Consider the following 21,041-nt stretch of genomic DNA (forward strand, 5'->3'; position numbering starts at 1 on the left):
CCAGGGGCTCTACCCGGGCCCAGAATTCATCCGTCACCTCCCACGAATGGGCATGGGCCTTGGCCATCTGTCTTTCCTGTACCGAGTGAAGGTCGTCTCAGGTCTGGAGTTTACTTAATTTACGGATAAATCCTTATTCCCGTGGTCTGGTTGCACCCCGAGGCACCGCCCAAACCCGCAGAAGGCGCACCGTGCAACGGGTGCGGCCTGTGCTGTCTGGCCGAGCCATGCCCGGTGGGCATATGGGTGTCGCACCGCCGAACCGGGGCCTGTGCCGCGCTGCGCTGGAGCGACGCTGGACAGCGTTATCTGTGCGGCGTAGTGGCCGATCCGGGGGCGGTAATGGGCTGGAGGCATCCCTGGGCGTTGCGCTTGATGGCCGCGTTGGCCCGCCGCTGGATTGCCGCCGGGGCAGGGTGCGATACCGATGTGTGGGTGCAGAGCGCCGAAAAATGAGCCAGCGCGCTGCGCAGGGCTTCAGCGCGCCAGCGTCACCCAGGCCTGCGTGAGGCGCTGCACCAGATCCTGGGGGCGCCGCACCAGCGCATAGCCCTGGCTGCCGAACAGCATGGGCAGGTATTCGTGGGCTTCCTGGTCGATGGTGACGCAAAACGGGATCAGGCCCGCATCGCGCGCTTCCTGCACCGCATGGCGGGTGTCTTCCAGGCCATAGCGGCCTTCATAGATGTCGAGATCGTTGGGCTTGCCGTCGGTCAGCACCAGCAGCAGCCGCTGGCGCTCGGGGCGCGCACCCAGGCGGCGGGTGGCGTCGCGCACCGCAGCGCCCATGCGGGTATAGAAACCGGGCTTGAGTGCCCCCACGCGGGAGCGCACGGTGTCGTTCCAGCGCTCGCCAAAGCCCTTGATGTGCTGGATGCGCACATGCTGGCGCCGCACCGAGCTGAAGCCCAGCATTTCAAAGGCATCGCCCGTGCCGGAGAGCGCTTCGCCAAACACGTACAGCGCGTCGCGGATCACGTCGATCACGCGGGCGTGGTCGGTGGCGTAGGCGTCGGTGGAGAGCGACAGGTCGGCCAGCAGCAGCGTGGCCAGGCTGCGTTCTGCGCGCTGGCGCCGGATGTATACCGGGGGCGAGTCACTGTGCTGCACGCCACCTTGTGATTCGGTCTGAAAGCGCACCCAGGCATCGATGTCGAATTCGTCGCCCGTGGTCTGGCCACCCTGCCAGCGTGGTGCGGCGCGCAGCACTTCCAGGCGCCGGCGCACGCGCCGCGCCGTGGCGCGCAGGGCCTGCGGTGGCACATAAGGCGTGCCGGGCCGTGCAACCGAGCATTGCACCGAGCAGTGCTCGGGCTGCAGCACGCTGCGGCGCCAGTCCCATTCGGGGGTCTTGCGGCCGGGGCCCAGGGGCAGGTCGTCGGCCGAGGCGCTGGGCAGGTCCAGGTCGAACTTGATGCGCGAGGCCGTGGTCTGCTCGCCGCGCGCCAGCGACAAGGTGTCCATGTCGTTGGCGGCTGCGGTGGCGTTGGGATCGACTTCGTCGTCGGTGCCACGGTCGAGGCGGATCAGCTCGCTCCAGGTGGTGATGGACTCGGTCTTGGCGGCCACCAGCAGCGGGTTGCGCGCCTCTTTCTGTTCTACGCGGCGCGAGCGGCGACGCGACTTGCTTTCGGCATCGGGCGCGCCGTCGGGACGCTCGCCCGTGCCGTCGCCGGTGTGGCTGGATGTGCCCGCCGCGGCGTTGCCCAGGCCGGCCGTCAACCAGAGCCAGACCGGGGCGACCTGCTGCGGCTCCACGAAGAGCGGACCGTGGTCATCGCCGCGCAGGGCTGCCTGCACGGCCGCTTCGAAGGGTGCTGCGTCGGCGCGCAGGCGGGCCAGGGGGGGGCGCTGGGCGAGGTGCGCTTGCGCCAGGCGCGCGTGGGAGCTGCGCAGGCCGGCAAAGCGCTGCAGCGCCCGTGCCGTGGCGGCGCGGTTGTCGGCAATCCAGTCGCCCGTGGGTTCAAACACGGCGGCCAGCGCGGCCAGCCAGAGGTAGAGTTCGCGGTTGAGTTCGCGCTGATCGAACACCGCCACCTGGGCGGGCAGGGCCAGGGTTTCCCAGTCGAGCACCGGCAGGGGCACGCGGATGCCGCTGCCGGCCAGGCGTTGCAGCCAGCCGCGCGGCCCGCCATGGCGGCTGTCGGCCACCGGGGTCACGCGCACAGCGGCGTCACCGCCGCCGGCGCGGTAGAGCAACGCGATGCTGCGGCGCATTTCTTCCAGGGTGACCTGCGCATGGGTACGATCAGGTTCCGCGGCGCGGGTGACGGCGCGGTGCCACCACTGGCCAATCCATTCTTCCATCAGCGCTGCTCCTCGCGCCGCTGGCGCAGGGTTTCGCGCACGGCGTCCAGGCCCACCTTCCATTCGAGGCTAGGGGTGCGGCCCTGGTCGGTCTGCGTGGTATCGCAGGCGCTCAGGCACTGGCCGCACTGCACACAGGCAAACATCATGCGCTTGATGTTGCGCGGGTTCAGGCGCATGGGGCAGGCGTTGTCGCAGGCGCTGCCGCGTGGCGCGTCGCAGGTCTTGCATTCGCGTGCACGGCTGCGCGTGAACGACACCACCATCGCCTTGGGGTTGGCCATCCAGGCGACGCTCTGGAACAGACCCACGGCACAGCCATAGCGGCAAAAAAGGTGCCGCGCGAGGGTGAACTCCAGGGTGAAGACCAGCGTGCCCACGGCCAGAAAGCGCGCCTGGTTGGGGGTGAGGGTGCCGTGCACCAGGTTGCCCCAGACCATGGCGGGCGGCAGCAGATAGGTGAGCAGCGTGATGGCCCAGACAAAGCCAAAGACCAGGCAGGCCGCCAGGAACACCGGCCACCAGCGCTTGTCGGCGGTGCGGCCGGGGCGCGGCGTGGGGGATTTGTCCCATACGCTGAGCTTGCCGGTGGCGCGGTGCAGCAGATCGTTGAGGGTTTCGACCAGCGAAAAATGCGGACACAGCCAGCCGCAATAGAGACGGCCAAAGTGGTAGGCCACGGCCAGAAAACCGACCACCAGGGTGAGCACGGGAATGATGCCGCGCCAGGTGATGGACCATGCCGTCTGCATGGCGCTGGCCTCGCCGCGCAGGAACGCATCAATGCCCAGTGACCAGCGAAAACCAAGCACCCACAACTGGGTCTCGGTGAGGTCAAAGCGCAGCAGGTTCAGCGCGGGGGCCAGCAAGAAAATGGCAAAAAAGGAGAGCTGGAACAAGCGCCGGCGGCGCTGCAGCTGCTGGGTGGCGGGCTGCGCAGCGGATGCACTGCCGTCCTGCGTGCTGCCGGCCCTGGCTGCTCCGGTGGAGCAACCGGAGGCACTGGCACAGCTGGAACAGTCAGTTGTCATCGCCCACCACGGCGCGCACCACTTCGTTGAGTGCGAGCAGGGTCTCGGTGTCGTCGGTCAGCGCTTCGACCACGGCGGCACGGCAGGCTTCGCGCAGCGGCAGGCCCGAAGCGACCAGGCGTGCCGCCATGACCAGCAGGCGGGTGCTGGCGGTTTCTTCGAGGTCGTGGTCGGTGAGGCGGCGCAGTGCCTGGGCGAGTTGCACCAGGCGCGCGGCCAGTGCCGGTGAGGCGTGGCCTTCGCGCTCCAGGATGGCGCGCTCGACCGCCGGGGCCGGGTAGTCCAGCGCCAGGGCGGTGAAGCGTTGGCGTGTGCTGGGCTTGAGGCCCTTGAGCAGATTCTGGTAACCCGGGTTGTAGGAGATGACGAGCATGAACTCGGGCGGCGCCTTGAGCAGTTCGCCCGTGCGCTCGATGGGCAGCAGGCGCCGGTCGTCGGCCAGCGGATGCAGCACGACGGTGGTGTCCTTGCGGGCCTCCACCACTTCGTCCAGGTACAAAATGGCGCCTTCGCGCACGGCGCGGGTGAGCGGCCCGTCGGCCCAGACGGTGTTGCCCTGTCCGATCAGATGGCGACCGACGAGGTCGGCCGCGCTCAGGTCGTCGTGGCACGAGACAGTGATCAGGGGGCGCGCCAGGCGTGCCGCCATGTGTTCGACAAAACGGGTCTTGCCGCAGCCCGTGGGGCCTTTGATCAGCAGCGGCAGCTGCTGATCAAAGCAATGTGCAAAGAGTGCACATTCGCTCCCCTGGGCTGCGTAAAACGGTGCATCGCCCGCAACAGGGGCCGCGCCCAGCGCGTTGCTGTTGCCAAGGGTCTGTGAGGCCGCTGCGTGGGCGTGGGATTGCATGGCTCAGGCCTGTTGCAGACGGCTGCCGCTGGCGCTGAAGTTGCTTGCTTCGTCAGCCGATGGGCCAATGAAGAAGCTCGACAGGTAGGTCAGCAGACCGATCAGGAACATGACGCCGCCTGCTACACGCGTCCAGTAGAAGAACACCAACTGGTCTTGCGTGGCCATGAAGGACATCGCCGTGCCCGAAGCGGGCATGCGCTGCAGCCAGACTTGCAGGATACCTGCGCCGCTGAGGGCCAGCACCATGACGGCCATGCCGATGCTCATGATCCAGAAGCTCCACATTTCAACGCGCTGTGCGTGCTTGGGGTTGGCTTCGCGGCCGCGCAGGATGGGCATGGAGTAGCTGATGAGGGCCAGCACCACCAGCACGTAAGCGCCGTAGAAAGCCAGGTGGCCGTGGGCCGCGGTGACTTGCGAGCCGTGCGTGTAGTAGTTGACCCAGCTGAGCGTGTGGATGAAGCCCCAGACGCCTGCGCCCAGGAAGGCGATGACGGCGGTGCCCACGGCCCACAGCACGGCAGCCTGGTTGGGGTGTTCACGGCGGCGGCGCTGCACCATGTTGAAGGCAAACAGCGTCATCATGAAGAACGGAATGGGTTCGAGTGCGGAGAACACGCCACCCACCCAGTGCCAGTAGCCTGGCAGGCCGATGAAGTAGAAGTGGTGGCCCGTGCCCAGAATGCCCGAGATCAGCGCGAAGGCGACGATCATGTACATCCACTTGTCGATCACTTCACGGTCGACCCCGGTGGTCTTGATGAGCACGAAGGCCAGCAGAGAGGCCATGATCAGCTCCCAGGTGCCTTCCACCCACAGGTGCACCACGAACCACCAGTACATCTTGTCGCGCACCAGGTTGCTGGGGTTGACGAAGCTGAACAGGAACATCAGCGCCAGGCCCCACAGGCCGAGCAGCAGCACCAGGGTGATGGCGGTCTTGCGGCCCTTGAGCACGGTCATGCTGATGTTGAACAAAAAGCCCAGCGCCACGACCACGATGCCGACCTTGGTGGGCAGGGGTTGCTCCAGGAATTCGCGTCCCATGGTGGCCAGCAGGTCGTTGCCGGTCATCTGTGCCAGCGTGGCGTAGGGCACCAGCAGGTAGCCCAGGATGGTGGCAGCGCCGGCAGCCAGGAAGATCCAGAACAGAATCTTGGCGAAGAGCGGGCTCCAGAGTTCGGTTTCACTCTCTTCGGGCACCATGTAGTAGGCGGCGCCCATGAAGCCGAACAGCAGCCACACGATCAGCAGGTTGGTGTGCACCATGCGGGCGATGTTGAAGGGAATGGCCGGGAACATCAGGTCGCCGATCACGTATTGCAGGCCGAGCGTCAGACCGAACAGGATCTGGCCGGTGAACAGTCCCAGCGCCGCGATGAAGTACAGCTTGGCGACCGACTGCGATTGGTATTTAAGGGTTGCGGGTTGCATTTTTGTGTCCTTGAATGTGAGATCTCAGTGCACTGAGATGCTTACCCTTCGATATTCGGTGGCCACTTTTCGGCATCGATGCCATTGGTCCACCGCAGGAACTCCACCAGATCGTCCAGTTGTGCTTCGGTGAAGTTGAACTGCGGCATCTGCCGGCGCCCCGGCGTGTGCGTGGGCATGGCCTTTATCCAGCCCTTGATGAAATCAGGGCCCCGACGTGCATAGACGTTACCCAGCTCAGGCGCGAAATATGCCCCTTCGCCCAGCAGCGTATGGCAGCCGATGCAGTTGCGCGTCTCCCAGAGATGCTTGCCGCGGACAACGGCCTCCGTGATTTCGCCCGATTTGGAGCGCTCGGGGATCTTGGTTTCGGTGTGGAAAATGAGACTCGCAAACACGAGCACGAAAAAAACCGTGCCCCCGTAGAAAATGTTGCGCGCCATCTGGCTCGTGAAGCCTTGACTCATGGTGTACCTCATGCAGTGATGAATCCGCATCGTAATGACTTGGCGGACCGAATGATTGATTTGAATCAATAAGATTCATTCGAAATGAATCTTACATTGGACCGTAGCACTCTGAGTGCATTACGCGAAAAGAATGTCAATCTGGAGTTGCTTGCGTGCAACTCCCCCCGCGAACGGCGGCGGACCATCAGACAGGATGTGTTTCATGCATGACCCTATTTCCTCGACTTTTCCACCTGCAGGCCGGGCAGCGCGCCCGGTGTCGGGTGCGGCCGGCGGTGCTGGCACCCGTGCGCATTTTCAGGATGCCGCGCCCAGGCTCCGTGGTGACCTGGGGGTCTGGCTGGTCATCCTGTTGGAGTTGCTGACCTTTGCCATCCTCTTTGTGTCCTTTGCCTTTGCCCGTACACGGGAGGTGGCGCTTTTCAATACCTCGCAAGCCACGCTGAACCTGAACGCCGGTGCGCTCAACACCGTGCTGCTGATCTCGGGCAGCTGGTGCGTGGCCAGCGCGGTGGCCGCAGTGCGGCGCGATGCCTCGGCGGTGGGCGCGCGCTGGCTGCTGGGGGCTCTGGTCTGCGGCGGCGGCTTCATGGTGGTCAAGCTGGGCGAATACGCGCAGAAACTGGCCTCTGGTGTGGACCTGTCAACCAATACTTTCTACATGTTCTACCTCCTCTTGACCGGCTTCCACTTTCTGCATGTGGTGGTGGGCATGCTGGCGCTGGGCTATCTGTGGGTGAAAACGCGGCGCGGGCGCTACGGCAGCCATGATTGCCACGCCCTGGAAACGGGTGCTGCGTTCTGGCACATGGTCGATCTGCTGTGGATCGTGCTGTTTCCGCTGGTTTATGTGATGCGTTGAGGACCTTGAAGATGCGTACTCTTTCTCTTACCCGGGTCTGGATGATCTTGCTGGCCATCACCGCCGCCACCTACTGGATTGGCGAGGCGGGCCTGACCGGCCATGGCTCCATGGGGCCTGTGCTGGCCATGTTTTCCCTGGCGTTCGCCAAGGGTTTGCTGGTGTGCCTGGATTTCCTCGAACTGCGGCATGCGCCCGCCTTGTGGCGCTGGCTGGTGGCGGGCTGGCTGGCGCTGGTGCTGGCGCTGATCGTGCTGGCGTACTGGATCGGCTTGCCATAAAGGCGCGGTGGCGCGGGGTGGCCACGAACGGCGTGATGCCATTGACATGGGGATGTCATGGGGCTTGGGCAGCATGGCCTGTTCTTTCCAGGACCCCATTCCCATGACGCTGCCCAGTGCACTGAACGACCACGACGACCTGATGCGGCGCATCGCGAGCGACCTGGTGGACAGCTACGACGAAGAGATCGAGCTGGAACTGGAAGACCGCAGCCTCGACGAACTCGAAGGCCGCCATGTCGCCGACCGGGGGGAGCGCCAGGCCTATTTCAAGGAGCTGTTTCGCCTGCAGGGCGAGCTGGTCAAGCTCCAGGACTGGGTGCAGCACACGCGCAAGAAAGTGGTGATCCTGTTCGAGGGGCGCGATGCCGCCGGCAAGGGCGGTGTCATCAAACGCATCACCCAGCGCCTTAACCCGCGTGTGGTGCGCGTGGCCGCGCTGCCCGCGCCCAACGACCGTGAACGCACGCAGTGGTACTTCCAGCGCTATGTGGCGCACCTGCCCGCTGCGGGCGAGATGGTGCTGTTCGACCGCAGCTGGTACAACCGCGCGGGCGTCGAGCGCGTGATGGGCTTTTGCACCGACGACGAATACGAAGAGTTCTTCCGCACCGTGCCCGAGTTCGAGAAGATGCTCGTGCGCTCGGGCATCACGCTCATCAAGTACTGGTTCTCCATCACCGACGACGAGCAGCACCTGCGCTTTCTGGGTCGCATCCACGACCCGCTCAAGCAGTGGAAACTGAGCCCCATGGACCTGGAAAGCCGCGTGCGCTGGGAGGCCTACACCAAGGCCAAGGAAACCATGCTGGAGCGCACCCACATCCCCGAGGCGCCCTGGTGGGTGGTGCAGGCGGTGGACAAGAAAAAGGCGCGCCTGAACTGCATTGCGCACCTGCTGGACCAGCTGCCGTACCACGAGGTGCCGCACGCCCCGGTGGAGCTGCCTGCGCGGGAGCGCAACCCCGAGTACCTGCGCCTGCCGGTGCCCGCCGAGATGTACGTGCCCCAGCGGTACTGAGCGGCTGCCGCCTTGGCGACAGCCGCTCAGTGCTTTCCTTAGTGCCGCGGCGCGGCAATTGCGCTCCAATGGGGTTTTCCGTCTCTTGAGGATCGCCAGATGCAACGCCGACACATCATCCAATGGGGCGCAGCCGCCATGGCCGCCGCCTCCCTGGGCACCGCCAGCGCCCAGAACTTTCCGGCCAAGCCGATCAAGCTCGTGATCGCCTTCCCCGCAGGCGGTCCCACAGACATCACCATGCGCGTGCTGGCTGAAAACGCCGGCCGCATCCTGGGCCAGCCCGTGATCGTGGAAAACAAGCCCGGTGCCGGAGGCACGCTGCCGGCGCAAGCCTTGCAAGGGGTGGCCGCTGACGGCTACACCATCGCCCAGATTCCCCTGGGTGTGTTTCGCCTGCCCTACACCACCAAGATCAACTGGGACCCGGTCAAGGACATCAGCTACGTGCTCAACGTCACCGGCTATGCGTTCGGCATCGTGGTGCCGGCCGATTCACCGCTGAAGACCTGGACGCACTTCGTGGCCTGGGCCAAGGCCAATCCGGGCAAGCTCAGCTATGGCTCGACCGGCACCATGACCAGCCCGCACCTGACGACCGAACTGATCGCGCAAAAGCTCGGTATCGAACTGCTGCATGTGCCCTACAAGGGCAGTGCCGACCTGATGCAGTCCATTCTGGGCGGCAACATCATGGCGGCGGCCGACTCCACGGGCTTTGCCCCGCAGGTCGAAGCGGGCAAGCTGCGCGTGCTCAACACCTGGGGCGCCGAACGTCTGGCCAAGTTTCCTGATGCGCCCACCCTCAAGGAACTGGGCCTGGACATCGTGCAGAACTCGCCCTTCGGCATCGGCGCGCCCAAGGGCACGCCAGCGCCCGTGGTCAAGCGCCTGCACGACGCGTTCAAGCAGGCCATGGAGCAAGAGAACTACCGCACGGCGCTGGCGCGCTATGACATGGTGCCCATCTACATGGGCACGGCGGCATACCAGAAGTTCGCGCAGGACACTTTTGCGCGCGAGAAGGCGCTGGTGGAGAAGCTGGGCCTGGCGAAGGTGCAGTAATGCTGCTTATTTGATAGCTATTTCCGCAGATGCTGCGGGTGCAGTGGCCTGACAAGACAGCCAGTCTTTGTCCGGCCGCTCAATCCAGGCCCAGTTCCCGGGCGTCTTCCAGGTGGGCATCCCAGGCCCCGCTGATGCGCGGGTCCGGATCGCGCGTCAGGTAGTTGCTGCCACGGGCGGCCCGCAAGATCAGCGCGCCGCCGGCGGCGGCCTGCAGCGCGGCCGTGCCGCGGCGTTCCGAGCGCAGGGATACGGCGATCAGGGCCAGCCCAAGGCCGGCGACCATGAGATTCTCGCTGGGCAGGCGTGCCCTGGTACGGTCGATGGCCTGCCAGTGTCGAAGGGTGTTGATCAAGTCCATGCCTAACTCTAGCGCAGCTTGAGTGTGCCAGGGCACCGCTGGCCTTGCCGGATGGGCATCAACGTGCCGCCAGCACCGCGCGCGCGACCTCCGCAAAACCTGCGCCACGCTCGCGCTGTGTCACATAACGCGGCAGATGCGCCAGTTGCGGCACAAAGCGCGCAATGTTGGCCACGCCCACGCTGTGCGGAAAGTGCTCGAACATGAGCTGGTCGTTGGTGGAGTCGCCCACATACACCCAGCGGTCGATCTCGGCATCCAGGTCGCGCCCGAACAGTTCGCGCACGATCCAGCGCGCGCCTTCGAGCTTGTTGTGCGCGCCAAACCAGCCGTTGATGTGGATGCTGCTCACCGTGGCGTTCATGCCCGCGCTGCGCATGATGCGCAGCGCGTGCGCGATGGCGTCCGGCGGCAGATGGGTGAATTCGCTGTGATCGATGGCGATGTCGGTCTCGCGGCCCGGCGAGTCCATGGCGCGGCGGGCACCGGGCACCTCGCGCTCGATCCGCGCCAGAACCTGCTGCATGCGCGCGTAGTTGGCCACCCGCGTGGCCGGGTCCTGCTGGTATGTTTTTGATAGCTGCTTGCACCTGTCCTGATCGGTTGAGGGCACGCATCGATTCAAAAGGTTTGCCACGCGCCGCAACGCCACGGCGCCGTTCTCCGCCACGATGGCGTCCACGGGCCAGGTGGCGGCAAACGGCTCGCTCCAGCCCACGGGCCGGCCGGTGATGGGGATCACATGCAGGCCGCCGGCCTGGAGCGCCGCCAGGGCCTGCAGCGCATCGGGCGTAATCGCGCCGTCGGTGGTCAGGGTGTCGTCGATGTCGGTGAACACGCCCAGCAGTCGCCCAGGCGCCGGCACCGGCCATTCGATCAGGGCGCGCATCCGTGCCGTCATGGCCGCCGCTGTCAGTGGTTGCTGTCCAGCGCCAGGCCTGCGTGCTCGCGCAGCGGATGGAAGTGGATTTTCGGAAACCGCTCCTGCGCCAGCCGGACGTCATACGGCGAGGTGCACAGGTAGGCCAGTGCGTTGGCCGCATCGTGCGACAGGCGCATGGGATAGGCGTCGGTGAAGGCGCGCAGGTCGGCCGGGCTGTCGGCGGTGATCCAGCGCGCACCGGTGTACTGGCAGCCTTCCAGGCGCACGTCGGCGTCGTATTCGGCCTTCAGGCGGTGCTGCACCACTTCGAACTGCAGCTGGCCCACGGCGCCCAGCAGCATGGGTCCGCCCACGTCGGGCCGGAAGACCTGGATGGCGCCTTCCTCGCCCAGCTGTGCCAGGCCTTGCTGCAGCTGCTTGGTGCGCAGCGGGTTCTTCAGGATGACGGTCATGAACAGCTCGGGCGCGAAGAACGGCAGGCCCGTGAACTGCAGGTTGGCGCCGTCGGTGATGGTGTCACCCAGCTGCACGCCGCCGTGCGTGGTGAAGCCGATGATGTCGCCCGCGTAGGCCTCTTCCACCGCTTCGCGGCGCTGGCTCATGAAGGTCACCACGCTGGTCGGGCGCAGTTCCTTGGCGGTGCGCTGCACCTTGAGCTTCATGCCCGGGGTGTACTTGCCCGAGGCCACGCGCACAAAGGCGATGCGGTCGCGGTGGTTGGCATCCATGTTGGCCTGCACCTTGAAAACCACGCCGGCAAAGCCTTCGTCTTCGGGCTGGATGACTTTGACAACCGCTTGCTTGTTGACCTGCAGCGTGCTGGTGCGCGGGCCGGGCGGGGGGGACATGTCCACCACGGCGTCCAGCACCTCCATCACACCGAAGTTGTTCACCCCGGAGCCGAAGAACACGGGCGTGAGCTTGCCGGCCAGAAATTCGTCGTGGTTCCAGGCGGCCGAGGCGCCGACGGCCAGTTCCATGCTCTCCAGGGCATCGTCGAAGGTCTGGCCGAAGCGCTGGCGCAGCCGGTCGGCGTCGGCCAGCGGAATCACTTCAAAGTCTTTCGGACCCCGGTCGCTGCCGGGGGTGAACACCGTCATGCTTTGCGTGCGCAGATTGATGATGCCGCCAAAACTCTTGCCCTGGCCCACCGGCCAGGTGATGGGGCTGCAGGGCATGCCCAGCTCGCGCTCGACCTCGTCCAGGATGTCCAGCGGGTCGCGCACCTCGCGGTCCATCTTGTTGACGAAGGTGATGATGGGCGTGTCGCGCTGGCGGCAGACCTCGATCAGGCGGCGCGTCTGCGCTTCCACGCCGTTGGCGGCGTCGATCACCATCAGGGCCGAGTCCACGGCGGTGAGCACGCGGTAGGTGTCTTCCGAGAAGTCCTTGTGGCCGGGCGTGTCGAGCAGGTTGATGACGTGGTCGCGGTACAGCATCTGCATGACCGAGCTGGCCACCGAGATGCCGCGCTGCTTTTCGATCTCCATCCAGTCCGACGTGGCATGGCGGCTGGCCTTGCGCCCCTTGACAGCGCCGGCGATCTGGATCGCGCCGGAGAACAGCAGCAGCTTTTCCGTCAGCGTCGTTTTACCGGCGTCTGGGTGGGAAATGATGGCAAAGGTGCGGCGGCGCCGGGTTTCGGCAAGAAAGGGTGCGGACATGCAGGCGGGGGCCGCGCCCAGGGGCGGCGGCCAAGTCAAAAGGGTGGGTCAACCCGCGATTATCCCGCGCTGCTGCCAATCCGGCTGGCCGGGGTGATCTCGACCCTGGGCACCTCGATGGCCTTTTCCTCGGTCTTCATGGTGGGCACCTTGACGGTTTTCTGCTCCGTGGCCCCGCTGGCATCGGGGTGTGACGCCGTACTTGCCTCAAGGCCCTGGGCGTCGCCGTGCGCCGGGCCTGGTGCAATGCCTTGTCCGCCCAGGACATGCCCTTGGCGGACGGCGTCATGCCATGCCGATGCGGGCGGCCCCCTGGCGAAACAGGGCTGCGCCCTGGGGGTCGAAGCGGAACGCCGCGAAAAAGTCGTCGGCCTGGTAGTTCGGTCGGGCCTGGCGTATTTCTGTCGCATAGGTGCGTGCCAGGTCGAGCGCACCCGCCAATGCCAGGCTGTAGGCCGCGATGGCGCGGATGTGCGCGTGGGCGTTGGGACGGGCGGCGGCCTTGACGGCCCAGTCCGCCGCCTCGTCGAACCGGCCCAGGCGCACCAGCGCCATGGCGCGGGCTCCCAGCATGCCGAAAAGCAGCGGGTCGAAGGGGCTGAGCAGGCGCGAGTGGTCGGACGCTGCGATGGCGGCCTGGGGGTCGCCCGCCTGGGATTGGACAAACGCCAGCGTGTAATGACCCAGCGCGAAGCTGGGACTCAGGTGGATGGCCTGCTCCAGCTCGACCACGGCCGAGTCCTGCTGGGCGCGCAGCCACAGCGCCCGGCCCATGGCCCAGTGGGCCGCTGGGTTGCGGTCGTCGGCGTCCAGGCTTTGGCGGGCAGTGGCCATGGCCAGGTCGCAAGCGGCTGCGCGCTCGGACCAGCCCTGGAAGGCATTCTGGAAGTGCGTGAACGACAGCCCGGCGTAGGCACGCGCGAAAGTGGGGTCGAGGTGCACCGCCATGGCAAAGAATTGGCGGGCGCGCTCGTTGTCTGCCTGGTTGAATCGGTACATATGCCACAGGCCGCGGTGGTGGGCCTCCCAGGCATCGAGGGTGTTGGGCGGGCGCAGCAGGGCGCGGTTGCGCTCGGCCAGCTCGATCTCGCTGGCGGCGATGGCGACGATCTGGCTGCCAATGTCGTCGAGGACGGAAAAAGCGTCGTCCAGGGGGCGGTCGAAGATGTCGGCCCAGACGACGTGCGCGGTGCGGACCTCCACCAGTTCGGCCGTCACCACCAGACGCTGTGCGTGGCGGCGCACGGTGCCGCTCACCACATAGTCGACATCGAGAAGGCGCGCGGCCTCCTGCGGGCCGATGTCGCGTTCATGCAGTGCGAACACGGTGCCTTGAGCGATGACGAACAGGCTGCGCAGCTGGGCCAGCCGGGTGATGACGTCGTGGGCCAGTGCGTCGGCTGTGCCCCCGCGCCCACCGGCCACGGGCGAAAGGTCGGCGAAGGGCATGACGGCGATGGACGCGCGGTGCGGATGTGCGTCGCGGGCTTTGTCGAGAGGCAGATCCGGGCCTGCGCCGGGCGCGCTCTGGCACAGGAGGGTGGGCGGTTCGTGTTCCGTGGCCGTTGCCACGAAGCGGTAGCCGCGGCGTTGAATGGTGGCAATGCAAGCTTGCGCCGTGCCACTGTCGCCGATGGCCTGGCGTGCCGCCTTGATGCAACTGCTCAGGGCCGACTCGCTCACCACCTTGCCGGCCCACAGCGCATCCAGCAGTTCCTGCCGGGACACGATGCGGTGGCGGTGCAGCAGCAGGTAGGCCAGCAGGTCGAACACCTGCGGCTCGACCTGGCGTGGCTGCCCCTGGCAGCGCAAGGTGAACAGGCGGGTATCGAGCTCACAGTCCCTGAAAGTCAGCAGCACCGGCGACTCCTTCACTGAAGCAGAACCGGAATCATAGGGCGCCCCACCATCTTCAGGCAATCTCCATGCCTTCCCCATGGAGGCGCCAAGGAATCTGGCGCGGTTGTGCGTAAGCTTTTCCTTCGTGGCTCGGGCAGACCGCGCAACGTATTCAGAAGTTGCTTGACCGAAAGGAGATCACCATGGCTACCACGCTTTACCAACGGCTGGGCGAATCGGCGGGCATCGCCCGCCTGGTGGACGATGTCATTGCCGCCCACCTGAGCAACCCCCTCGTCAAAACCCGTTTCGAGAACGCCGAGGACCTGGAGCACACCAAGAAGATGGCGACCGAGTTCTTCTGTGCGGGTGCTGGCGGGCCGCAGCCTTACACCGGCAGGGACATGCTCACGGTGCACAAGGGGATGAACATCAGTGAACAGGAGTATCTGGCGGTCATGGACGACATTGTTGGCGCCATGGGCAAGCACCAGCTGGACGATGCCACGAAGAACGAGGTCATCGGCATCCTCTACGCACTCAAGGGTCACATCATCCGCGTCTGATCCCATTCTTCAGTCATTCACCAAGGATTGGCCATTGGAATGACCGGGTCTCCTGCCGGCGCGGTCGCGCCGCAGGGGCGGGGAGGGTTGCACACCATCTATGGAGGTACCTCAAATGGACTCGCAACTAGAAAGCATTCGCGAACAGCAGAAAGCGTCCTGGAACCGGTTCTCCGCGGGCTGGAAGAAATGGGATGAGCTGTTCATGGACTTCCTGCGCCCGATGGGCGACGAAATCATCCGTTTGCTGGACCCGAAGGGCCAGGACGTGGTGCTCGATGTCGCCGGCGGCACGGGAGAGCCCGGATTGACGATTGCGGCGCGCATTCCGCAGGGGCGGGTGGTCCTCACCGACCTGGCGGCGAACATGCTGGAGATCGCCGGGGAGAATGCGCAGCGCCGCGGGCTGACCAATGTGGAGACCCGCGTGTGCGATGTGTGCGCGCTGCCTTTTGCCGACCAGAGCTTCGATGCCGTCAGCTGCCGCTTTGGCTTCATGTTTTTCCCCGACATGGACTTGGCGGCCCGGGAGATGGCGCGTGTCCTGAAACCCGGTGGGCGCCTGGCCACTGCGGTCTGGAATGTCGCGGAGAAAAATTTCTGGGTGACGGCCATCATGGGCGCGATCCACCGGAACATGGCCTTGCCTGCACCGGCGCCGGGCGCGCCGGGCATGTTCCGCTGCGCCCAGCCGGGCTGGGGCGAGGCGCTGTTGGCGCAGGCCGGGCTGAAAAATGTGTCGGTCAGGGAGGTGGCGGGACGGCTCGACTGCCAGACGGCCGATGTGTACTGGCAGGCCATGACCGAGGTGGCCGCACCGGTGGTCGCCGCACTGGGCCAGGCCGATGAAGCCACGGGAGAGAAGATTCGGGACGAGGTGTATCGGGCCATCGAGCAAAAATTCCCGGATGGCAATGTCCGGATCGACGCCAGCGCACTCGTGGTTTATGGCGAGAAATGAAGGAGCGCTGCCGGCGCTTGCATCGGTTGACCCCGCGCATGCCGAGCCATGTGGCCGGGATGGCGGGGCGCCGGGTGCGCGCATCCGTATAATCTTGACCTCATCCGAGGAGCGTTGCAGCGTCCCCAGCATTGGCGGGGCGTGAGGCTCGGAGTCAATTTCGCAACGACGCTCATCCACTTTCCGCGTGGTGAGCTTTTTCCCTTCCCCCGGCGAGTGGTTTTTTCAAACATGCTTTGGAGCAAACCATGAACGCACGCGTCAACGCACCCACCCTGGCCGACAGCGCCATTGCCGACATCGGCCTGGCCGACTGGGGCCGCAAGGAAATCCGCATCGCCGAGACCGAAATGCCCGGCCTGATGGCCATCCGCGAGGAATTCGCCGCCAGGCAGCCGCTCAAGGGCGCGCGCATCACCGGCTCGCTGCACATGACCATCCAGACGGCCGTGCTGATCGAAACCCTGAAAGCCCTGGGCGCCGATGTGCGCTGGGCCTCGTGCAACATCTTCTCCACCCAGGACCACGCTGCCGCCGCGATTGCCGCCACCGGCACGCCGGTGTTCGCCATCAAGGGCGAAACCCTGGTGGATTACTGGGACTACACCCACCGCATCTTCGACTTCGGTGCCAAGGGCACGGAGGGCGAAGGCCCCAACATGATCCTGGACGATGGCGGCGACGCCACGCTGCTGATGCACCTGGGCAAGAAGGCAGAGAAGGACGCCTCCGTGCTGGCCAACCCCGGTAGCGAGGAAGAGCGCATCCTGTACGCCGCCATCAAGGCCAAGCTGGCCGAGGACAGCACCTGGTACAGCCGCAAGAGCGCCCAGATCCTCGGCGTGACCGAAGAAACCACCACCGGCGTGCACCGCCTCAAGGAAATGTCGGCCAAGGGCACGCTGCTGTTCCGCGCCATCAACGTGAACGATTCGGTGACCAAATCGAAGTTCGACAACCTCTACGGCTGCCGCGAATCGCTGGTGGACGGCATCAAGCGCGCCACCGACGTGATGATCGCCGGCAAGGTGGCCGTGGTGGCCGGCTACGGCGACGTGGGCAAGGGCTCGGCCCAGGCGCTGCGCGCTCTGAGCGCCCAGGTGTGGGTGACCGAGATCGACCCCATCAACGCCCTGCAGGCCGCCATGGAAGGCTTCAAGGTCGTGACCATGGAGTGGGCCGCGCCACTGGCCGACATCTTCGTCACCACCACCGGCAACCGCGACGTGATCACCTTCGAGCACATGAAGGCCATGAAGGACCAGGCCATCGTCTGCAACATCGGCCACTTCGACAACGAGATCCAGGTCGCCAAGCTCGAAGAGCATTGCCAGTGGGAAGAGATCAAGCCCCAGGTGGACCATGTGATCTTCGCTGACGGCAAGCGCATCATCCTGCTGGCCAAGGGCCGTCTGGTGAACCTGGGCTGCGGCACGGGCCACCCGAGCTTCGTGATGTCGAACTCGTTCGCCAACCAGACCATCGCGCAGATCGAGCTGTTCACCCACCCCGAGGGCTACGACGTGGGCAAGGTCTATGTGCTGCCCAAGCACCTCGACGAGAAGGTGGCGCGCCTGCACCTCAAGAAGGTGGGCGCCATGCTGACCGAGCTGAGCGACGAGCAGGCCGCCTACATCGGCGTGCCCAAGCAGGGCCCCTACAAGCCCGACACCTACAGGTACTGATTCCCCTTGGGGCGCTGTGCGCCTTCCTGCTGAGGGGGACGCCACCAGCGGCCCGGCAAAGCCGGTTCCGCGGTGGCGCTGGCGGGTGGCGCGGCATCAATGATGCTATCTTTATATGAGCTGCTGGCGCTTGATTCACTAACGCTACCAGCTGACTTGACTCAAAAAGGATGGGCGCGATGCGCGCAGATGTGTTTTTGGTGGAACGTGGCCATGCGGCCACGCGCTCGCAGGCGCAGCGGCTGATTGCCGCGGGCGTGGAGTGGCGCCTGTCGCCGCTGGCGCCCTGGCAGAAGGTGGCCAAGAACGGTGACGAAATCCCGTCCGTGGCCGAGGCGCGGCTGCTCGACGATGCCGAGGCCAAGTACATCTCGCGTGGCGGCCTCAAGCTCGAAGGGGCGCTGCGGGCCACCGGCCTGTCGGTGGCGGGGCTGCGCTGCCTGGATGTGGGGCAGAGCACGGGCGGCTTTACCGACTGCCTGCTGCAGCAGGGCGCGGCCCAGGTGATTGGCGTGGACGTGGGCCACGGCCAGCTGCACGAGCGGCTGCGCGCTGATCTGCGCGTGGTCTGCGTCGAGGGCCTGAATGCGCGCTCGCTGACGGCGCAGACCTTGCAGGATGCCTGTGAGCTGGCCCTGTCGGAAGTGATCGAGGCCGAAGAGGACAACGAGACCCAGCCCGAGGCGCCCTACAGCTGGATGCGCAATGGCGGGCAGGTGGACGAGGCCTACGACGACAGCAACGATGCCAAGGACCAGGACATCGAAGCCTTCAAGTCCGAGCGCGCCGCCCGCGCCAAGGCCCGCGAAGAGGGCACGCTGCCGGTGGAGCGCCGCCGCCGGCCCGAATGCGCCGATACCGACATCACGCCGGTGTTCGATGTGGTGACGGGCGATCTGTCGTTCATCTCGCTCACGCTGGTGCTGCCCGCGCTGGTGCCGCTGCTGGCGCCGGGCGGCAGCCTGCTGATGCTGGTCAAGCCGCAGTTCGAGCTGCAGCCCGGCCAGGTGGGCAAGGGCGGCATCGTGCGCGATGCAGCGCTGTATGCCGTGGTGGAGCAACGCATCCGTGACTGCTGTGCCGAGCTGGGCCTGGTGGTGCAGGCGTGGCTGGACAGCCCCATCAGCGGCGGCGACGGCAACCATGAGTTTTTTGTTTTTGCGAGGAGGGGCGCATGACCGCGGCCAACGCACCAGCCACCGGTCTGCCGGTGAGCTTCGAATTCTTTCCACCCAAGACGCCCGAGGGCGCCGAAAAGCTGCGCACCGTGCGCCAGCAGCTGTATGCCAGCAAGCCCGAGTTCTGCTCGGTGACCTATGGCGCTGGTGGCTCCACGCAAGAGGGCACCTTCGGCACCGTGCAGGAGATCCTGGCCGAGGGCGTGAGCGCGGCCTCGCACTTCTCGTGCGTGGGGGCCACGCGCCAGTCGGTGCGCGAGCAGCTCGCCACGCTCAAGTCCATGGGTGTGCGGCGGCTGGTGGCCTTGCGCGGCGACCTGCCCAGCGGCTACGGCATGGGCGGCGAGTTCCACTACGCCAGCGACCTGGTGGCCTTCATCCGGGCCGAGACCGGGCGTGATTTCCACATCGAGGTAGCCGCCTACCCCGAGGTGCATCCGCAGGCCAAGTCGCCCGAGGCCGACCTCCAGGCCTTCGCGGCCAAGGTGCACGCCGGCGCCGACTCTGCCATCACCCAGTATTTCTTCAATGCCGATGCGTACGAGCGCTTTGTGAACGATGTGCGCCGCCTGGGGCTGGATGTGCCGGTGGTGCCCGGCATCATGCCCATCATGGGGTCTTCGCAACTCATGCGCTTTTCGGATGCCTGCGGTGCCGAGATTCCGCGCTGGATCCGCCTGCGGCTGCAGGGTTTTGGTGACGATACGGCGTCGATCCGGGCGTTTGGCCTGGATGTGGTGGCCTCGCTGTGCGAGCAGTTGCGTCAGCGCGGCGTGCCGGGCCTGCACTTCTACACCATGAATCAGAGTGCAACAACGCTGGAACTGTGCCGGCGCCTCGGTTTGTAATGGGGGGGGCGGGGCCGGGCGTGATGACTGCCGCGCGGTGGGTTCTTTCGTTTTTCAGGAAGTGGTGATGGATGCAGCGGACTGACAAGAGCGTGAAGCGCATGCGCTGGTGCCAGTCACTGGGGCTGGCAGCGCTTTCATGGGTGCTGGTGGCCTGTGCGCCCATGCCGGTGGCGGACCCGGGGCTCCCCGAAGCGGCTGCCGGGATACCGACCGAGCCCCGCAATGCCTGCGAGCTGGCGCAGCAGCGTGGCGCGCCCCGGTCACGGTTTTGCGCGCCGGCGGCCGGCAAGCCGGCCGAATCGTCGCCACGGGCGAAGCCAGTGCCGGAGCCGGTACGCAACGAAGCCGCCCGGCGCGGAGCCGACAGCGCGGGGCCGCAGGGCAGCGCGGACGAGCCCGTGCGCGAAAGCGACCAGCAGGGCCTGGCATCCTGGTACGGACCGCGCTTTCACGGCCGGCGCACGGCCAGTGGCGAGATCTTCAATCGCCGCGACTTCACTGCCGCACACCGCACCCTGCCATTCGGCACCCGGGTGTGTGTGCGCAGCCAGCTCACGGGCCGCGTCGTGGTGGTGCGCATCAATGACCGCGGCCCTTTCTCCGGGAACCGCGTGATCGATGTGAGCCAGGCCGCCGCCCAGGAGCTGGGCATGCTGGGGTTGGGCATCAAGCCCGTGGAACTGTGGCTGCTGGAGGACGGCGAGAGCGACTGTTCTCCGTCGCTTTCGGGATCGGCCCCTTGAGCCTGGCCGCAGAGCCAGGAAGCGGCCCATCGCCGCCCCGCCAGGGCTGAGGATGCCCGCCTCTTTCAGCCGCCCGATTCGAGCGTGTGGGTGGCGTGCTGGTCCTGGGCCAGCAATTCCACCATCTGGGGCAGGGCGGTCTTCAGGGCGGCCTTCAGGGTGAAGGGGGGATTGATCAGGAACATGCCGCTGGCAGGCAGGCCCGGGCGCTTGATTTCGCCATCCGCCTTCCCGGTGAGCTTGCTGGACTTCACGGTCAGCGTGGCATGCAGCCAGCCCTTGCCCGCCTTGGTGGCCAGGGTTTTCAGGCGGCGCGGCAGGTCGTGCGCTTCGGGGCGCGGAATGATGGGGTACCAGACGGCATAGGTGCCGGTGGCAAAGCGCTTGAGCGAATCGGCCGCCATGTCCAGCACCTTGGCATAGTCGCTCTTCATTTCATAGCTGGGATCGCACAACACCAAAGCGCGGCGGGCCGGTGGAGGCAAAAATTTCTTGATGCCCTCGAAGCCGTCTTCGTGCAGCACGGCCACCTGCCGACCGGCCTCCAGCTGGGCCACGTTGCCGGCCAGCGCGCGCAGATCGGTGGGGTGCAGCTCAAACAGCTTGAGCTTGTCGTGCTCGCGCAGCAGCCGCTGGATGATGAAGGGCGAACCGGGGTACACCTTGGTGGTGGCGCCCTGGTTGAAGGCTTTCACCATGTCCACATAAGCCTGCAGCGCGGGTGTGAGGGCGGCAACGCCGGGTGCGGTGAGGCGCAGGATGCCATCCCCCGCCTCGCCGCTGGTGCTGGCGTAGTCGCCATCGAGCCGGTACAGGCCGGCACCCGCATGGGTGTCGAGCACTGTGAGGGCCGCGTCTTTTTCGGTGAGGTGTTGCAGGGCGGCAATCAGGACGGTGTGCTTGAGCACATCGGCGTGGTTGCCTGCATGGAAGGCGTGGCGATAACTGAACATGGCGCAATGGTAACGATTCGGCTCCTGGTGGCC

At 66.0% G+C, this 21,041-nt stretch carries 21 protein-coding genes and 1 riboswitch; of the genes, 11 read left to right on the plus strand and 10 right to left on the minus strand.

Annotated features, from left to right (window positions below):
* Positions 1 to 129: 129 nt before the first annotated feature.
* Complete coding sequence (locus BLW02_RS20235) at positions 130 to 456, plus strand: hypothetical protein (protein ID WP_092699536.1); 327 nt, start codon at positions 130 to 132, stop codon at positions 454 to 456.
* Positions 457 to 477: 21 nt separating this feature from the next.
* Here the strand turns inward: BLW02_RS20235 and BLW02_RS14015 are convergent, their stop codons facing one another.
* The 5 genes from BLW02_RS14015 to BLW02_RS14035 are packed head-to-tail and all read right to left on the minus strand — an operon-like array spanning position 478 to position 6,092.
* Positions 478 to 2,307 (minus strand): nitric oxide reductase activation protein NorD, encoded by a 1,830-nt coding sequence (locus BLW02_RS14015; protein WP_092699538.1) that lies wholly within the window; start codon positions 2,305 to 2,307, stop codon positions 478 to 480.
* On the minus strand, positions 2,307 to 3,338 hold the full coding sequence (locus tag BLW02_RS14020) for a 4Fe-4S binding protein (protein WP_092699540.1): 1,032 nt from the start codon (positions 3,336 to 3,338) through the stop codon (positions 2,307 to 2,309). The genes BLW02_RS14015 and BLW02_RS14020 overlap by 1 nt, the downstream gene beginning before the upstream one ends.
* On the minus strand, positions 3,328 to 4,188 hold the full coding sequence (locus tag BLW02_RS14025; RefSeq protein WP_092699542.1) for a CbbQ/NirQ/NorQ/GpvN family protein: 861 nt from the start codon (positions 4,186 to 4,188) through the stop codon (positions 3,328 to 3,330). Before BLW02_RS14025 ends, BLW02_RS14020 begins: the two co-directional genes overlap by 11 nt.
* Positions 4,189 to 4,191: 3 nt before the next feature.
* Positions 4,192 to 5,625, minus strand: a complete 1,434-nt coding sequence (locus tag BLW02_RS14030; RefSeq protein WP_092699544.1) for a cbb3-type cytochrome c oxidase subunit I — start codon at positions 5,623 to 5,625, stop codon at positions 4,192 to 4,194.
* Between the two features lie 41 nt (positions 5,626 to 5,666).
* Entirely contained in the window at positions 5,667 to 6,092 is a 426-nt protein-coding gene (locus BLW02_RS14035) for a c-type cytochrome (protein ID WP_092699546.1), read from the minus strand.
* A 205-nt stretch (positions 6,093 to 6,297) separates the two neighbouring features.
* Between BLW02_RS14035 and BLW02_RS14040 the strand changes: the two genes are divergently transcribed.
* From BLW02_RS14040 to BLW02_RS14055, 4 genes are all read left to right on the plus strand, one after another.
* Complete coding sequence (locus BLW02_RS14040) at positions 6,298 to 6,957, plus strand: cytochrome c oxidase subunit 3 family protein (protein WP_244273703.1); 660 nt, start codon at positions 6,298 to 6,300, stop codon at positions 6,955 to 6,957.
* An 11-nt stretch (positions 6,958 to 6,968) separates the two neighbouring features.
* Positions 6,969 to 7,238, plus strand: coding sequence for a cytochrome C oxidase subunit IV family protein (locus BLW02_RS14045; RefSeq protein ID WP_092699620.1), 270 nt, complete (start codon positions 6,969 to 6,971; stop codon positions 7,236 to 7,238).
* Between the two features lie 103 nt (positions 7,239 to 7,341).
* The gene (gene ppk2 / locus BLW02_RS14050) at positions 7,342 to 8,259 is read left to right on the plus strand and encodes a polyphosphate kinase 2 (protein ID WP_092699622.1); all 918 of its coding nucleotides are present in this window, start codon (positions 7,342 to 7,344) and stop codon (positions 8,257 to 8,259) included.
* A 99-nt stretch (positions 8,260 to 8,358) separates the two neighbouring features.
* Positions 8,359 to 9,324, plus strand: coding sequence for a tripartite tricarboxylate transporter substrate binding protein (locus BLW02_RS14055; RefSeq protein WP_092699550.1), 966 nt, complete (start codon positions 8,359 to 8,361; stop codon positions 9,322 to 9,324).
* 79 nt (positions 9,325 to 9,403) lie between these two features.
* Here the strand turns inward: BLW02_RS14055 and BLW02_RS14060 are convergent, their stop codons facing one another.
* The 4 genes from BLW02_RS14060 to BLW02_RS14075 form a co-directional block, all read right to left on the minus strand.
* Positions 9,404 to 9,685, minus strand: a complete 282-nt coding sequence (locus BLW02_RS14060; protein ID WP_092699552.1) for a hypothetical protein — start codon at positions 9,683 to 9,685, stop codon at positions 9,404 to 9,406.
* Positions 9,686 to 9,743: 58 nt separating this feature from the next.
* Complete coding sequence (locus tag BLW02_RS14065) at positions 9,744 to 10,574, minus strand: HAD-IIB family hydrolase (protein ID WP_092699554.1); 831 nt, start codon at positions 10,572 to 10,574, stop codon at positions 9,744 to 9,746.
* Between the two features lie 23 nt (positions 10,575 to 10,597).
* A complete protein-coding gene (locus tag BLW02_RS14070; protein ID WP_092699556.1) occupies positions 10,598 to 12,232 on the minus strand; it encodes a peptide chain release factor 3 in 1,635 nt (544 codons plus the stop codon).
* Positions 12,233 to 12,517: 285 nt separating this feature from the next.
* Positions 12,518 to 14,092, minus strand: a complete 1,575-nt coding sequence (locus BLW02_RS14075; protein ID WP_159433790.1) for a winged helix-turn-helix domain-containing tetratricopeptide repeat protein — start codon at positions 14,090 to 14,092, stop codon at positions 12,518 to 12,520.
* 182 nt (positions 14,093 to 14,274) lie between these two features.
* On the opposite strand from BLW02_RS14075, the gene BLW02_RS14080 reads away from it, so the two are divergent.
* The 6 genes from BLW02_RS14080 (at position 14,275) to BLW02_RS14105 (ending at position 20,055) form a co-directional block, all read left to right on the plus strand.
* Entirely contained in the window at positions 14,275 to 14,637 is a 363-nt protein-coding gene (locus BLW02_RS14080; protein WP_092699624.1) for a group I truncated hemoglobin, read from the plus strand.
* 115 nt (positions 14,638 to 14,752) lie between these two features.
* Complete coding sequence (locus BLW02_RS14085; protein ID WP_092699560.1) at positions 14,753 to 15,598, plus strand: class I SAM-dependent methyltransferase; 846 nt, start codon at positions 14,753 to 14,755, stop codon at positions 15,596 to 15,598.
* A gap of 102 nt (positions 15,599 to 15,700) precedes the next feature.
* Positions 15,701 to 15,779, plus strand: a riboswitch (S-adenosyl-L-homocysteine riboswitch).
* Positions 15,780 to 15,846: 67 nt separating this feature from the next.
* Positions 15,847 to 17,283, plus strand: coding sequence for an adenosylhomocysteinase (gene ahcY / locus BLW02_RS14090; protein ID WP_092699562.1), 1,437 nt, complete (start codon positions 15,847 to 15,849; stop codon positions 17,281 to 17,283).
* 179 nt (positions 17,284 to 17,462) lie between these two features.
* Complete coding sequence (locus BLW02_RS14095) at positions 17,463 to 18,461, plus strand: TlyA family RNA methyltransferase (RefSeq protein ID WP_092699626.1); 999 nt, start codon at positions 17,463 to 17,465, stop codon at positions 18,459 to 18,461.
* Positions 18,458 to 19,309 carry a methylenetetrahydrofolate reductase [NAD(P)H] gene (metF, locus tag BLW02_RS14100; protein WP_092699564.1) on the plus strand — a complete coding sequence of 284 codons (852 nt, stop codon included), beginning with the start codon at positions 18,458 to 18,460 and terminating at the stop codon, positions 19,307 to 19,309. The genes BLW02_RS14095 and metF overlap by 4 nt, the downstream gene beginning before the upstream one ends.
* A 71-nt stretch (positions 19,310 to 19,380) precedes the next feature.
* Positions 19,381 to 20,055: a septal ring lytic transglycosylase RlpA family protein gene (locus BLW02_RS14105; RefSeq protein WP_244273705.1), complete on the plus strand. Its 675-nt coding sequence runs from the start codon at positions 19,381 to 19,383 to the stop codon at positions 20,053 to 20,055.
* A 65-nt stretch (positions 20,056 to 20,120) separates the two neighbouring features.
* Here the strand turns inward: BLW02_RS14105 and BLW02_RS14110 are convergent, their stop codons facing one another.
* Complete coding sequence (locus BLW02_RS14110) at positions 20,121 to 21,008, minus strand: 23S rRNA (adenine(2030)-N(6))-methyltransferase RlmJ (protein WP_092699566.1); 888 nt, start codon at positions 21,006 to 21,008, stop codon at positions 20,121 to 20,123.
* Positions 21,009 to 21,041: the final 33 nt, after the last annotated feature.

The sequence above is a fragment of the Acidovorax soli genome, assembly GCF_900107605.1.
In the GTDB taxonomy this organism is placed as follows: Bacteria; Pseudomonadota; Gammaproteobacteria; order Burkholderiales; family Burkholderiaceae_C; genus Acidovorax; species Acidovorax soli.